The organism is Brevundimonas sp. LjRoot202 (assembly GCF_964253355.1).
Taxonomy (GTDB): Bacteria; Pseudomonadota; Alphaproteobacteria; order Caulobacterales; family Caulobacteraceae; genus Brevundimonas.
The window spans coordinates 377,191-390,274 of sequence record NZ_CAXUQW020000001.1 but is presented as its reverse complement, the minus strand read 5'-3'; the positions used below and the strand labels follow the sequence as shown (position 1 = coordinate 390,274).

The following is a 13,084-nucleotide window of genomic DNA, read 5'->3' as shown; positions in this document are numbered from 1 at the left end:
CCCAGTCTAGCAGACCGGCGGGTGTCGTCCCAAGCGCGGTGGCCTTGCTCCCGGGCTCCGTGTAGCTTGCCAAGCTGAAGGTCCGGCGCCACCTGATCGCCTTACAGGCGCCGCAAGGGGCGCGCGCCCCTCCGCTGTCATTCCGGAAAGATCGCCGTGTCCAAGCCCAACGCCATCATCGACATCAAGGACGGCCTGAAGCGCCCCGTCAGCATCGGCGGCGGCCAGCGCATCGTCTTCATCGCCGGCCCCTGCCAGCTGGAAAGCCGTCAGCACGCGCTGGAGATGGCCCATGCGCTGAAGGAGATCGGCGAGCGGCTGAACGTCGGGATCATCTACAAGACCAGTTTCGACAAGGCCAACCGGACCTCGGCGACCGCCGCGCGCGGCTTCGGGCTGGAAGGCTCGCTGCCGATCTTCGCCGAAATCCGCGAGGTCACGGGTCTTCCGGTGCTGACCGACGTCCACACCGAAGAGCACTGCCGCATCGCCGCCGAGGCCGTGGACGTGCTGCAGATCCCGGCCTTCCTGAGCCGTCAGACCGACCTGCTGCTGGCCGCCGCCGCGACCGGCAAGGCCATCAACATCAAAAAGGGGCAATTCCTCGCGCCCTGGGACATGAAGAACGTCATCGCCAAGGTGGTCGGCGCGGGCAATCCGAACGTCATGGCCTGCGAGCGCGGGGCCAGCTTCGGCTACAACACCCTGGTCAGCGACATGCGGGCCTTGCCGATCCTGCGCGAGATCGGGTGTCCGGTGGTGTTCGACGCCACCCACAGCGTGCAGCAGCCGGGCGGGCAGGGGACGTCCTCGGGCGGTCAGCGCGAGTTCGTGCCGGTGCTGGCGCGGGCCGCGGTGGCCGTGGGCGTGGACGCCGTGTTCATGGAAACCCACCAGGACCCCGACAACGCGCCGTCGGACGGGCCGAACATGGTGCCGCTGGACCAGTTCGAGGCGCTGTGCGCCGACCTGATCGCCTACGACGACCTGACCAAGGCGCGGATGGCGAAGGCCGCGTGAATCCGTTAGGCCATGGTCATGGCTGAACGGACTCTCGACCTCGGCGGACTGCAGGCCCTGCTGGAGCGCGTGCGCGGGCTGAAGGTGGCCTGCGTCGGCGACCTGATGCTGGACCGCTATGTCTATGGCGAGGTCAGCCGGATCTCGCCCGAGGCTCCCATTCCCGTGCTGAAGACGAAGCGCCGGACGGCCATGCCCGGCGGGGTCGGCAATGTGGCGCGCAACGTCGCGGCGCTGGGCGGCGTGGCGCGGCTGGGCGCCGTGGCCGGTCAGGACGCGGCCGGGGACGAGCTGGCGGCCCTGATCGCGGCCGAGGCGGGCGTGGAAGACGCGGTCGAGCGCCGGTCGGGCGTGGAGACGATCGTCAAGACGCGGTTCGTCGCCGCCGGCCAGCAGCTGTTGCGGCTTGACGAGGAAGCGACGGCCTTAATGGCGACGGAAACCGCCGCCTTTACCGACGCCTCGGTGTATTTATTGTCAGACTACGCAAAGGGCGTGGTCAGCGATCTGGTGATCAGCCAGGCGCTGACGGCGGCGCTGGAGAGCGGCGCGCCTGTAATCGTCGATCCCAAGGGCCGCGACTTCGCCCGTTACGGCGCGGTCGACCTCATCAAGCCCAACGCCAGCGAACTGGCGGCCGCCACGGGCTTGCCAGTGGACACCGACGAGGAGGTCGAGACGGCGCTGGGCGCGCTGCTGCGGACGACGACCGCGAAGGCGATCGTGGTGACCCGGGCCGGCAAGGGCATGAGCCTGATGCGGCGCGCAGAGGCGGCGAAACATTTCCCCGGCCGGGCGCGCGAGGTGTTCGATGTCTCGGGCGCCGGCGACACCGGGCTGGCGGCGCTGGGGCTGGCGCTGGGCGCCGGCGCGTCGCTGGAGACGGCGGTGGAGTTCGCCATCCTCGCCTCGGGCGTGGTGGTCGGCAAGGCGGGCACGGCCGTGGTCACGCCGGCCGAGCTGATCGACGCCGAGATGAGCCAGCACGCGGCCGGGGCCCACGCCAAGGTGATGCCGCTGGACGAGCTGTCCCATGTGGTCGAGGGCTGGAAGCGGCAGGGGCTGAAGGTCGGCTTCACCAACGGCTGTTTCGACATCCTGCATCGGGGGCATGTCGCGTATCTGGCGCAAGCGCGGTCGTGGTGCGACCGGCTGGTGGTGGCCTTGAACACCGACGCCTCGGTCCGGCGGCTCAAGGGCGAGGGACGGCCGATCAACGACCTCGACAGCCGGGCCGTGGTCATCGGCGGGCTGCAGAGCGTCGACCGGGTGACCTCGTTCGACGAGCCGACGCCGCTGGCCTTGATCGAACGGCTGCGGCCCGACGTGCTGATCAAGGGGGCGGACTACACCCGCGAGGGTGTGGTCGGCGGCGACCTGGTCGAGAGCTGGGGCGGGGAGGTCAGACTGGCGACGTTCGAGGACGGCTTCTCCACCTCGCGGACGATCGAGAAGATGAAGGATCAGGGATGAGCCGGCGGATGATCGTGGTCACCGGCGGGGCCGGCTTCATCGGATCGAACATCGTGGCGCGGCTGTGCGCCCGGGACCAGGCGGACGTGGTCGTCTGCGACCGGCTGGAGGACGCCGCCCTCGGCAAGTGGAAGAATATCGCCAAACACCCGATCGCCGACTTCTGGCAGCCCGAGGAGTTGTTCGAACAGCTGGAGCGGCACGCCGAACAGGTCGACGCCGTGGTGCACATGGGGGCGATCTCCTCGACCACGGAGGCGGACGCCGACCTGATCCTGAGGACCAATTTCACCCTGTCGCGCGACATCTGGGACTGGTGCGCGCTGCGGGACGCGCGGATGATCTACGCCTCGTCGGCGGCCACCTATGGCGACGGGGAACAGGGCTTCGACGACGACGACAGCCTTGAGGCGCTGGCCTCGCTTCGGCCGCTGAACGCCTACGGCTATTCGAAGATGCTGTTCGACCAGTACGCGGCGCGGCAGTCGGACCGGGGCCAGTCTCCGAGCCAGTGGGCGGGACTGAAATTCTTCAACGTCTATGGCCCGAACGAGGGCCACAAGGGCGGCATGAAATCGGTTGTGGCGCAGATCTGGCCCAAGGTCGCGGCCGACGAGCCGGTGACCCTGTTCCGCTCGCACAACCCGGCCTACGCCGACGGGGGCCAGATGCGCGACTTCGTGTTCGTCGACGACGTGGTGGACATCATCGACTGGCTGCTGGAGACGCCGGCGGTGTCGGGGGTGTTCAACGCCGGATCGGGGCAGGCGCGATCGTTCCTCGATCTCGCCAACGCCACCTTCGCGGCGGCCGGCAAGACGCCGCGGATCGAATACGTCGATACGCCCGAGAGCATCCGCGACAAGTACCAGTATTTCACCGAGGCCCGCATGGAGCGGGTGCGCGCCGCCGGGTTCGAGGGGCAGTCGACGCCGCTGGAAGAAGGCGTCCGGCGCTATGTGCAGGACTTCCTGGCCACGGCGGACCCGTATCGATGAAGGGGCCGAGGCTGACCTTCCGGCAGTGGGTCGGCTGGATCGGCTTCGCGCTGGTCTTCCTGCTGACGGCGGCCTCGGCGGTGTGGCGCGGCGACATCCTCCGGGCCGGGCTGGACCCGCAGGTGCCGTTCCAGACCTATCAGCCGCCGCCGGCGCCCGATTACGGACGGCCGGACGCCTGGGCGTTGCGCGACGCCCGCGCCACGGAGTCCGGACCGGCGGCCGTCTTCTTCGTGCATTCGACCACCTATGACGGCGGACGCCACTGGAACGGGCCGATCGGCCATCCGGAGGCGGACGCCTGGCTGCGGCGGGTGGTGCTGCCCAACTATGCGGGGCCGTTCGCCGTGCTGGGGCCGGTCAGCGCGCCGCGCTACCGGCAGGGCAGCCTGTATACCCGGCTGACGCTGCGCGACGATGCGCGGGAAGCCCGGGCCTTCGCCTGGCGGGACGTCGTCGCGGCGTTCGAGGCCTGGATTGAGCGCCATCCGGACGGGCCGATCGTGCTGGCGGGGGTGGAGCAGGGCGGCGAACTGGTCGAACGGCTGCTGCGCGAGCGGGTGGCGCCCGATCCGGCGCTGCGCCAACGGCTGGTGGCGGCCTATCTGATGGACGTGGTGGTTCCGGCCGACGGGCTGTCGCCGCTGGTTCCGGCGTGCGAGCGGCGCGAGCAAACGGGCTGCGTGGTCGGCTTTTCGCCGGTCAGCGAGGGCAATGACGGGGCGGCGCGACGACGGCTGAGGCGGGCGCTGGTCTGGAACGAGCGTGGGCGGCTGGTCGAGCTCGGAGACCGCGAGGCGCTGTGCGTCAACCCGGTGACGGGATCGACCTCGACCGCGCCGGTGGCCGCGCGACAGAACCGCGGCGCGACCAACGCCACAGGGCTGGAATGGGGGACCCATCCAGCCCTCCTGGCGCGCGAGATCGCCACCCAGTGCCGCGACGGCCTGCTGCGCTACAGCGAACCCGATCGGGAGTCATTCCGCCAGTCCGGCAGCTGGGCCGATCGTAGAAAGTCGCGCCCATACAATCTTTTCTATGGCGATATTGAAGCGGACGCCAAAGCGCGACTGGCGGCCTGGCAGGGGCGACGCGCCGCCTAACCGGGGCTATCCGGCATTCGTTCGTATTTCGGCAGCGTGGGATCCAGCCTGTCCCACGCATGGGCGCGGACGCCGAACGTCACCGCCTGCGGCCTGAACCGGCCGGGATCGTCGAGGCTGGCGGCGGGCACCGCGATCATGTCCGGCATGAACGAGAACGCCAGATGGACGGGCGTGCCGCACGTCGGACAGAAGGCGTGAAGCTTCTCGTTGCCGTTGTCGGCCGCAACCCGCCAGGTGCTGGCTTCGCCGGTTATCGCCATATCGGCGCGGCGGGGGAAGGTCAGCCAGGACCCGTGCCCCGCGCCGCTGCGCTTCTGGCAGTCGAGGCATTGGCAGAGGTTCTGGAACACCGGTTCGGCGGACGTCTCATAACGGATGGCGCCGCAGGCGCACCCGCCGGTCCAGGGGCCGGCCATGGTCAGGCCGCCTTCGGCTTGGCGAAGACGTCGAGGCCGCGGCCGGTCTCGAGGAAGGATTTCAGGCTGGAGAGAACGACCGGCCAGCCCTTCTGGACGCCGTTGGCCATCCCGCTGCCGGCCTGGAGTTCGTCATGGCTGACGGTGAGCCGGACCATGTCGTCATAGGGTTCGATGTCGAACGTCACCCGGCTGTAGGCGTCCGGATCGGCGGCCTGGGAGGCGTTGGCCCAGGTGATGACGAGGCGGGTGGGCGGCGACGTCTCGACGACCTCGCCGACGAGTTCGACGGTCCGTTCGTCATTGGCGCGGACGTGCTCCCACTTCGACCCGGGCTTCCAGTCGGAGACATTCTCGTGGCCCCAGTAGCGGCGGGCCAGCTCGGGTCTGGTGATGGCCTCGAAGACCTTTTCGGCGGTGGAGGCGATGTAGGTCACATAGACGAAGCTGATGGTTTCGCGCGTCATTTCGGGTCTCCTTCGAGGTCCTGTTTGAGGTCGTGCAGCAGGCTGAGCCGCTGCGTTTCGAACTTCCGCACCCAGCGCTCGTAGACTTCATGGATCGGGACGGGGTTGATGAAGTGAAGCTTCTCCCGGCCCCGCCGGACCGTGCTCACCAGATTGGCGGCCTCGAGGAGCTCGAGGTGCTGGGTGGCGGACTGGCGGGCCATGTCGAGGTTTTCGCAGAGCTGGCCGAGCGTCTGGCCGTTCTTCTCACAGAGAAGATCGAGCAGCTTTCTGCGGGTCGGGTCGGCCAGCGCCTTGAAAACCTTGTCGTCGTGCATCGGTCTCACTCGGTGTGAGGAGACAATAGGCAGGCAAATGACTGCATGTCAAACCCCCGTCATCCTCGGCAGAGCCTGAGGAAACCTAGTCGATGCCCGGCCGGTCGTTGCGCCAGTCGAACAGGGCCTCGAGCACTCTGATCGCCTCGCCGCGGGGCGAGGTCAGGTCCGGATCGCGGCCGAGCACCAGACGGGCGTCGTCGGCGGCGGCGAGCAGCAACTCGCGGTGGCGGATGGGGTCGGCGAACCGGTAGGCGGGGAAGCCGCTCTGCTTCAAGCCCAGGGGATCGCCGCCGCCGCGCAGGCGGAAATCCTCCTCGGCGATCTCGAAGCCGTCCTCTGTGCGGCGCAGGGTCTCGAGCCGAACGCGGGCCGTCTCGCCAAGGCCGTCGTCGCCGCCGCCGTAGAGCAGCAGGCAGGTGCTGGCGGCGGTCCCGCGCCCGACCCGGCCGCGCAGCTGGTGAAGTTGGGCCAGGCCGAAGCGGTCGGCGTGTTCGATGACCATGATCGAGGCGTTGGGCACGTCGACGCCGACCTCGACCACGGTCGTGGCGACCAGCAGGGGCAGGCGGCCGTCGGCGAACTCGGCCATCACCGCCTCGCGCTCGGCGCCGGCCATCTGGCCGTGGGCGAGGCCGACCTCGACGCCCATGATGCGGCGCAGGTCCGTGGCGCGGGCCTCGGCGGCGGCGAGGTCGGTGGCTTCGCTCTCGGCCACCAGCGGGCAGATCCAGTAGGCCTGGGCGCCGCTGTCGAGGGCGGCCTTGAGCCGCTTGGCCACCTCGCCGATGCGGGCCAGCGGGAGGACGGCCGTGGTCACCGGGGTGCGGCCGGGCGGCTTTTCGGTCAGGCGCGACACCTCCAGCTCGCCGTACTGGGTCAGTTCCAGCGTGCGCGGGATCGGCGTGGCCGACATGGTCAGCAGGTGGACGCCGCCGGTGCGCGGGTCGCCCTTGGCCTGCAGCCGCTGGCGCTCGTTGACCCCGAAACGGTGCTGCTCGTCGATCACGGCCAGCGCCAGCCGGTCGAAGCGGACCGCGTCCTGGAACAGGGCGTGGGTGCCGATGGCGACCTTGGCCTCGCCGGAAGCCAGAGCGGCCAGCCGGACGCGCCGCTCGGCCGGGGTGTCGCGGCCGGTGAGGAGGACGGTGGGCACGCCGGCGGCTTCCAGCATCGGGGCCAGTCGCTGCCAGTGCTGGCGGGCGAGGATTTCCGTCGGGGCCATCAGGGCCGACTGGAAGCCGGAGGCGGCGGCGTCGGCGAGGGCCAGGGCGGCCACGGCGGTCTTGCCGGAGCCGACGTCGCCCTGCAGCAGCCGCCCCATCTGTTCGCCCGAAGCAAGGTCGCGGCGGATCTCGGCGATGGCCTGGACCTGGGCGCCGGTCAGGTCGAAGGGCAGGGTGGCGAGCACCCTTTCCGAAGGCTCGCCGGGCGTGACGACCGGGGCGGGAGTGATCTGGCGGGCCCGGCGACGGCGGGCGAGGGCCATCTGGTGGGCCAGCAGTTCATCGTAGGCCAGTCGCTGGCGGACCGGGGTGTCGGGCAGGAGGTCGGGCTCAACGGCGGGGGCGTGCAGGGCGCCGAGGGCCGCCCGCCAGCCGGGCCAGCGCCGTTTGGCCAACCAGGCCGGGTCCTGCCACTCGGGAAGCTCGGGCGCGTGCTCGAGCGCGCCCTGCACCAGTTTGCGGATCACGCGGGAGGTCAGGCCGGCGGTGGCCGGATAAACCGGCTCGACGGCGGCGATGTCGTCGGCCTGGGCCAGGGTGAAGACGTCGGGGTGGACGATCTGGACCTCATTGTTGAAGCGCTCGACCTTGCCGGAGACCAGCCGGCGCTCGCCCTTCGGCAGCAGGCGGTCGATGTGCTGGGCCGAGCCGCCGAACCAGATCAGATGCACGAAGCCGTCGGCGTCGGAGGCGCGGACCTTGATCGGCGCGCCGGGCTTGCCGGGGACGATCAGGCGGTCGACGACGACCTCGAAGATTCCGACCTGGCCCTCGACGGCGGTCGTGGCGGTCATGGGCCGGCGCACGATCAGGCCGGAGGGCGACAGGAACAGCAGGTCGCGAACCAGCGGTCCGGCCAGCTTCTGGACGAGCGGCAGGATTTTCGGCCCCACGCCTTTCAGGGTGGAGACCTCGGCGAACAGGGGAAAGAGACTCGGCGGCCGCATCGGCGACAGCATAGCTGGCGAAAGCGCGTCTGGAACGCTATCTGACCGCACTCATTGTCGAGGGCCGCCCCGTCGGGGCCGGCGGTCGACCCGAACCGACCGGGCAAGGAAGCTTGTGGCCGATATCGACGCACGCCTGAAAGAGAGATTGGGCCGCATCGCCTTCCGGGCGTGGCGGCGCGGCTTCCGCGAGGCCGACCTGGTGCTCGGCCCGTTCGTGGACCGGGTCGGACCGACGCTGGACGAAACGGAACTGAATTCCCTGGAGGCTCTGCTGGCGCAGGATGACGACCACCAACTCTACGCCTGGATCATCGGCAGCGAGCCGACGCCGGCCGAGCACGACACGCCGGTGATGGCGAAGATCCGGGGCTTCATGCGCGAGCACGTCGCCGCGGCGGTGGCCGAGGGAGCCGGCTGATGGACGCCGTCACGCCGAAACGCACCGATCAGGAATTGGGTGGCGCGCCGGAGGGGCTGGACGCCCTGACCGTGGCCGGGCGGTTGCGCGCCGACGGCGGCGTGGGCGCCTTCGTGGCCCGCGACTACGCCCGCATGGGCGAGTTCGTGCAAGCCTTCCGCTTCTTCGCCAATGACATTGAAGTGGTTGAGTTTCCGGCATGGGACTGCCTGCCCTACGACCGGCTGAGTCCGACCTCATCGGTGTCGGCCGAGCGGATGGCCGCCCTGACCCGGCTGGCGCAGCGCGAACCCGGTGACAGACGTCCGCTGCTGGTGGTGACGACGGTCGGCGCGGCGATGCAGCGGACGCCGCCGCGCGAGGTGACCTGCGGAGCCGGGTTCGCGACCACGGTCGGGCTCGACCTCGATACGGCGGCGCTGGAGCGGTATTTCGCCGCCAACGGCTATATGCGCGCCTCGACCGTATCGGAGCGCGGCGAGTTCGCGGTGCGCGGCGGGGTGATCGACGTCTTCCCGCCCGGCTTCGAGGAGCCAGTGCGGCTGGACATGTTCGGCTCGGAGCTGGAGTCGATCCGCACCTTCGACCCGGCCACCCAGAGGTCGACGGGGCAGCTGCGCGACGTCTCGCTGGCGCCGGTGTCGGAGGCCCTGCTGGATCCGGACAGCATCTCGCGCTTCCGCACCGGCTATCTGGAGCTGTTCGGCGCGCCGGGGGAGGACGCCCTGTATTCGGCCATCAGCGAGGGCGCGCGGCGGCAGGGCATGGAGCACTGGCTGCCGCTGCTCTACGCGCGGCTGGAGACGCTGTTCGACTACCTGCCCGACGACGCGCGGCTGTTCCTCGACAACCAGGTCGAGGCGGCGCGGGCCGAGCGCTGGACACTGACGAAGGACGCCTATGACGCCCGGCGCGATGCGGCCATGGGCAAGGGCGGGGCGGCGTACCGGGCCTTGCCGCCGGAGCGGCTGTATCTGCCGGAGAGCGACTGGAACAACGCCTTGGCGGGCCGCTGGGTGCGGCGGCTGTCGCCGTTCAGCGGACCCGGAGAAGATGCGGGCGGGCGGCTGGGGCGCAGCTTCGCGGCCGAACGGGCGCAGGACAGCGTCAACCTGTTCGAGGCGGTGGCGCGGCACGCCGAGGCGGTGAAGGCGGCCGGCAAACGGGTGCTTTTCGCCTCGTGGACCGAGGGCTCGTCTGAACGGCTGGCCTCGATGCTGGCCGACCACGGGCTGGAGCATGTGGTCGCCGTGCGCGACTGGGCGGATGTCCAGAAGGCGCCGAAGGACATCTATCTGCGCGGCGTTCTGCCGGTCGAGCACGGGTTCGAGACGGCGGACATCGCCGTCATCTCCGAGACCGACATGCTCGGCGACCGGCTGGCGCGGCCGAAGAAGAAGCGGCGGGCGTCGAACTTCCTGGCCGAGGCCTCGGCCCTGACCACCGGCGACCTGGTGGTCCACCTCGACCACGGCATCGGCCGCTACGAGGGGCTGAAGACGCTGGAGATCCAGGAGGCCCCGCACGACTGCCTCGAACTGCTCTACGCCGGCGAGTCGAAGCTGTATCTGCCGGTCGAGAACATCGACCTGCTGACCCGCTACGGCACGGACGCCGACGGGGTGCAGCTGGACCGGCTGGGCGGTGCCGGCTGGCAGGCCCGCAAGGCCAAGGCCAAGGCCCGGCTGCGCGACATGGCCGAGGGGCTGATCGCCCTGGCGGCCAAGCGGTCGCTGCGGACCTCGGACGCGATCACGCCGCCGCAAGGGCTGTTCGACGAATTCTGCGCCCGCTTCCCCTATGAGGAGACCGACGACCAGCTGGCCGCCATCGGCGACGTGCTGGAGGACCTCGGCAAGGGCACGCCGATGGACCGGCTGATCTGCGGCGATGTCGGCTTCGGCAAGACAGAGGTGGCGCTGCGGGCGGCCTTCGTGGTGGCCATGACCGGCCAGCAGGTGGCCGTCGTCTGCCCGACGACCCTGCTGGCGCGGCAGCATTTCAAGACCTTCAGCGAGCGCTTCGCCGGCTGGCCGATCAAGGTGCGGCACCTGTCGCGGATGGTGACGGCGAAGGACGCGGCGGAGACCCGCGCGGGGCTGAAGGACGGCTCGTTCGAGATCGTCGTCGGCACCCATGCGGTGCTCAGCGAACAGGTCGGGTTCAAGGACCTCGGCCTGGTGATCGTCGACGAGGAGCAGCACTTCGGGGTCAAGCACAAGGAGAAGCTCAAGAGCCTCCGGGCCGACGTGCACCTGCTGACCCTGACCGCCACGCCGATCCCGCGGACGCTGCAGATGGCGCTGTCGGGCATCCGCGAGATGTCGATCATCGCCACCCCGCCGGTCGACCGACTGGCGGTGCGGACCTATGTGACGCCGTGGGACCCGGTGCTGGTGCGCGAGGCCCTGCTGCGCGAGAAATACCGCGGCGGACAGGCCTACTATGTCGTGCCGCGCCTGTCGGACCTGCCGGACATCGAGCAGTTCCTTCGCGAGAAGGTCCCGGAGATCAAGTTCGTGGTCGGCCACGGCCAGATGTCGCCGACCCAGCTGGAAGACGTGATGAGCGCCTTCTACGACGGCAGCTACGACCTGCTGCTGTCGACCACCATCGTCGAGAGCGGGCTGGACGTGCCGACGGCCAACACCCTGATCGTGCACAAGGCCGACATGTTCGGCCTGGCGCAGCTGCACCAGATTCGCGGCCGCATCGGGCGGGCCAAGGCGCGCGCCTTCGCCTATCTGACCACGCCGCCGAACAAGCCGATGAGCCTGTCGTCGGAGCGGCGGCTACAGGTCTTGCAGTCGCTGGACAACCTCGGCGCCGGATTCCAGCTGGCCAGCCACGACCTCGACCAGCGCGGCGGCGGCAACCTGCTGGGCGACGAGCAGTCGGGCCATATCCGCGAGGTCGGGGTCGAACTGTACCAGCAGATGCTGGAGGACGCGGTGGCCGAGTTGCGTCAGGCGGGGGAGGGCGGCGGAACGGTCGACCGCGGCTGGTCGCCGGCCATCAACGTCGGGGCGGCGGTGCTGATTCCCGAAGAGTATGTGCCCGACCTGAACGTGCGGCTGAGCCTGTATCGCCGCCTGTCGGACGCCGAGAATTCGGAGACGCGGGAAGCGCTGGCCGCCGAGCTGATCGACCGGTTCGGGCCGCTGCCGGACGAGGCCAAACAGCTGCTGCGCATCGTCGGGATCAAGGCCAACTGCAAGACCGCCTGCATCGAGCGCATCGACATCGGGCCCAAGGGGGCCGTGCTGACCCTGCGCAACAACGAGTTCCCCAATCCGATGGGGCTGGTCGGACTGATCCAGAAGAACCACGCCTTCTGGAAGATCCGGCCGGACCAGAAGATCGTGGTCAAGGGCGACTGGGACACGCCCGAGGACCGGTTGAAGGTCGCCGAACGCATCACCGCCGACCTGGCGCGGGTGGCGGGAGCGGGCTGAGATGGAGATACGGGAGGCGACGGAGGCCGACTGGCCGGCGATCTGGCCGATCGTGGAAGCCGTCGTGCGCGCGGGCGAGACCTATACCTATCCGCGCGACATGGACCCGACATTCGGACGGACCCTGTGGATGCAGCCGCCGCCGGGGGTGACGCTGGTGGCGGTCGATGAGGGCGGCCGCGTGCTCGGGACCGCCAAGACCGGCCCGAACCACATGGGGCCCGGCGCGCATGTGGCCACGGCCAGCTTCATGGTCGCGACGGAGGCGCGGGGGCAGGGCCTGGGCCGGGCGCTCGGCGAGGCCGTGATCGCCCGCGCGACGGCCGACGGCTACCGCGCCATGCAGTTCAACGCCGTCGTCGAGGCCAATCGTTCCGCCGTCCGCCTGTGGCAGTCGCTGGGCTTCAAGATCATCGGCACGACGCCCGAGGCGTTCGACCACCCCCGCGAGGGACTGGTCGGCCTGCACATCATGCACCGGCGGCTCTGACGGCCTAGCTCGCGTGCGGCTCGGCGTTGTCGAAGCGGGCGTCCCACCAGCCCTTCCAGCGGGCTTCCAGATCGGCGAAGGCCGCGTCGGACAGGCCGTAGGTGGTCAGGGTCAGCATGGTCGAGCCGCGCGGGCGCTTGTCCTCCCTGGGCGGGCTGTCCACCACCACCAGCAGGCCGTCGCCCCAGCCATCGACGGTCACGCCGATCTGATGGCGCGCGGTGAACCAGACCTGGCCGGAGGCGTCCGCGTCGGGTCCGAGCGGCGTCGACCACGGCTCGCCCGGGGCCGGGGCGGCGTCGAGGCCCAGCAGCGACCGGCCCAAGCGATCGGCGTGCGGCGGACCCGAGAAGAACAGCGTGCGGCGCGTCTGGCCGGGGTGGCGGGCGAAGGCGAAGGCCAACTGATGCGTGAAGGAAATCCAGCCTTCGACCATGCCGTCGAAGACATCGGTCCACTCGCCGGCGGGGGCTGAGCGGACCACGCGGACGAGGGTGTGGTCGCCCCGCGCCTCGACCTCGTAGCGGTCGTTGACGCCGACGAAGGTGACGGTGCGGCTGGCCTCGTCGGCCTCGGCGTGGGTGATGAAGATGAAGTCGATCTCGTCCTTCAGGCCGTCGGTCTCCCAGCCGAACCAGTTCCTGATCTGCTGGGGATCGCGCAGGGCGGCCCAGACCGCGTCGGCGGAGGCGGGGACGGTGACCTCGACGAGGACGTGATCTTCCATGGGCTTGGCGGCTTCGGTCAT

12 protein-coding genes are annotated in these 13,084 nt (G+C 70.0%); 7 read left to right on the top strand and 5 right to left on the bottom strand.

The features are described from left to right. The first annotated feature begins 150 nt into the window (after nt 1-150). From kdsA to ACSQ1L_RS02150, 4 genes are read left to right on the top strand one after another with little or no spacing between them, the layout of a single operon-like run. The gene (gene kdsA, locus ACSQ1L_RS02165) at nt 151-1,020 is read left to right on the top strand and encodes a 3-deoxy-8-phosphooctulonate synthase (RefSeq protein WP_435992489.1); all 870 of its coding nucleotides are present in this window, start codon (nt 151-153) and stop codon (nt 1,018-1,020) included. Between the two features lie 18 nt (nt 1,021-1,038). Further along, nucleotides 1,039-2,493: a D-glycero-beta-D-manno-heptose 1-phosphate adenylyltransferase gene (gene rfaE2 / locus ACSQ1L_RS02160; protein ID WP_435991496.1), complete on the top strand. Its 1,455-nt coding sequence runs from the start codon at nt 1,039-1,041 to the stop codon at nt 2,491-2,493. After that, entirely contained in the window at nt 2,490-3,491 is a 1,002-nt protein-coding gene (gene rfaD, locus ACSQ1L_RS02155) for an ADP-glyceromanno-heptose 6-epimerase (RefSeq protein WP_435991494.1), read from the top strand. Before rfaE2 ends, rfaD begins: the two co-directional genes overlap by 4 nt. Next, the gene (locus ACSQ1L_RS02150) at nt 3,488-4,594 is read left to right on the top strand and encodes a DUF3089 domain-containing protein (protein ID WP_435991492.1); all 1,107 of its coding nucleotides are present in this window, start codon (nt 3,488-3,490) and stop codon (nt 4,592-4,594) included. Before rfaD ends, ACSQ1L_RS02150 begins: the two co-directional genes overlap by 4 nt. On the opposite strand, the gene ACSQ1L_RS02145 is transcribed toward ACSQ1L_RS02150, so the two are convergent. From ACSQ1L_RS02145 to recG, 4 genes are all read right to left on the bottom strand, one after another. Continuing rightward, nucleotides 4,591-5,013, bottom strand: a complete 423-nt coding sequence (locus ACSQ1L_RS02145; protein WP_435991490.1) for a GFA family protein — start codon at nt 5,011-5,013, stop codon at nt 4,591-4,593. The two genes, ACSQ1L_RS02150 and ACSQ1L_RS02145, sit on opposite strands and share 4 nt — an antisense overlap. Nucleotides 5,014-5,015: 2 nt before the next feature. Further along, a complete protein-coding gene (locus ACSQ1L_RS02140; protein ID WP_435991488.1) occupies nt 5,016-5,480 on the bottom strand; it encodes an SRPBCC family protein in 465 nt (154 codons plus the stop codon). Continuing rightward, nucleotides 5,477-5,797, bottom strand: a complete 321-nt coding sequence (locus tag ACSQ1L_RS02135) for an ArsR/SmtB family transcription factor (RefSeq protein ID WP_435991486.1) — start codon at nt 5,795-5,797, stop codon at nt 5,477-5,479. Before ACSQ1L_RS02135 ends, ACSQ1L_RS02140 begins: the two co-directional genes overlap by 4 nt. An 85-nt stretch (nt 5,798-5,882) precedes the next feature. Further along, entirely contained in the window at nt 5,883-7,970 is a 2,088-nt protein-coding gene (recG, locus tag ACSQ1L_RS02130) for an ATP-dependent DNA helicase RecG (protein WP_435991484.1), read from the bottom strand. A 148-nt stretch (nt 7,971-8,118) separates the two neighbouring features. Here recG and ACSQ1L_RS02125 point away from each other — a divergent pair, with 148 nt between their 5' ends. Genes ACSQ1L_RS02125 through ACSQ1L_RS02115 form a run of 3 tightly spaced genes read left to right on the top strand, consistent with a single transcriptional unit; the run spans nt 8,119 to nt 12,336 of the window. Then, nucleotides 8,119-8,391, top strand: coding sequence for a succinate dehydrogenase assembly factor 2 (locus ACSQ1L_RS02125; RefSeq protein WP_435991482.1), 273 nt, complete (start codon nt 8,119-8,121; stop codon nt 8,389-8,391). Beyond that, a complete protein-coding gene (gene mfd / locus ACSQ1L_RS02120) occupies nt 8,391-11,846 on the top strand; it encodes a transcription-repair coupling factor (protein WP_435991480.1) in 3,456 nt (1,151 codons plus the stop codon). The genes ACSQ1L_RS02125 and mfd overlap by 1 nt, the downstream gene beginning before the upstream one ends. A 1-nt stretch (nt 11,847) precedes the next feature. After that, the gene (locus tag ACSQ1L_RS02115; protein WP_435991478.1) at nt 11,848-12,336 is read left to right on the top strand and encodes an N-acetyltransferase family protein; all 489 of its coding nucleotides are present in this window, start codon (nt 11,848-11,850) and stop codon (nt 12,334-12,336) included. A gap of 4 nt (nt 12,337-12,340) precedes the next feature. Here the strand turns inward: ACSQ1L_RS02115 and ACSQ1L_RS02110 are convergent, their stop codons facing one another. Continuing rightward, complete coding sequence (locus ACSQ1L_RS02110) at nt 12,341-13,084, bottom strand: SRPBCC family protein (RefSeq protein WP_435991476.1); 744 nt, start codon at nt 13,082-13,084, stop codon at nt 12,341-12,343.

Excerpts from the sequence above, each read along its gene's own strand:
- rfaE2 (WP_435991496.1), top strand. The coding sequence starts at position 1,039 with ATGGCTGAACGGACTCTCGACCTCGGCGGACTGCAGGCCCTGCTGGAG.
- rfaD (WP_435991494.1), top strand. The coding sequence starts at position 2,490 with ATGAGCCGGCGGATGATCGTGGTCACCGGCGGGGCCGGCTTCATCGGA.
- ACSQ1L_RS02150 (WP_435991492.1), top strand. The coding sequence starts at position 3,488 with ATGAAGGGGCCGAGGCTGACCTTCCGGCAGTGGGTCGGCTGGATCGGC.
- ACSQ1L_RS02145 (WP_435991490.1), bottom strand. The coding sequence starts at position 5,013 with ATGGCCGGCCCCTGGACCGGCGGGTGCGCCTGCGGCGCCATCCGTTAT.
- ACSQ1L_RS02140 (WP_435991488.1), bottom strand. The coding sequence starts at position 5,480 with ATGACGCGCGAAACCATCAGCTTCGTCTATGTGACCTACATCGCCTCC.
- ACSQ1L_RS02135 (WP_435991486.1), bottom strand. The coding sequence starts at position 5,797 with ATGCACGACGACAAGGTTTTCAAGGCGCTGGCCGACCCGACCCGCAGA.
- recG (WP_435991484.1), bottom strand. The coding sequence starts at position 7,970 with ATGCGGCCGCCGAGTCTCTTTCCCCTGTTCGCCGAGGTCTCCACCCTG.
- mfd (WP_435991480.1), top strand. The coding sequence starts at position 8,391 with ATGGACGCCGTCACGCCGAAACGCACCGATCAGGAATTGGGTGGCGCG.
- ACSQ1L_RS02115 (WP_435991478.1), top strand. The coding sequence starts at position 11,848 with ATGGAGATACGGGAGGCGACGGAGGCCGACTGGCCGGCGATCTGGCCG.
- ACSQ1L_RS02110 (WP_435991476.1), bottom strand. The coding sequence starts at position 13,084 with ATGACCGAAGCCGCCAAGCCCATGGAAGATCACGTCCTCGTCGAGGTC.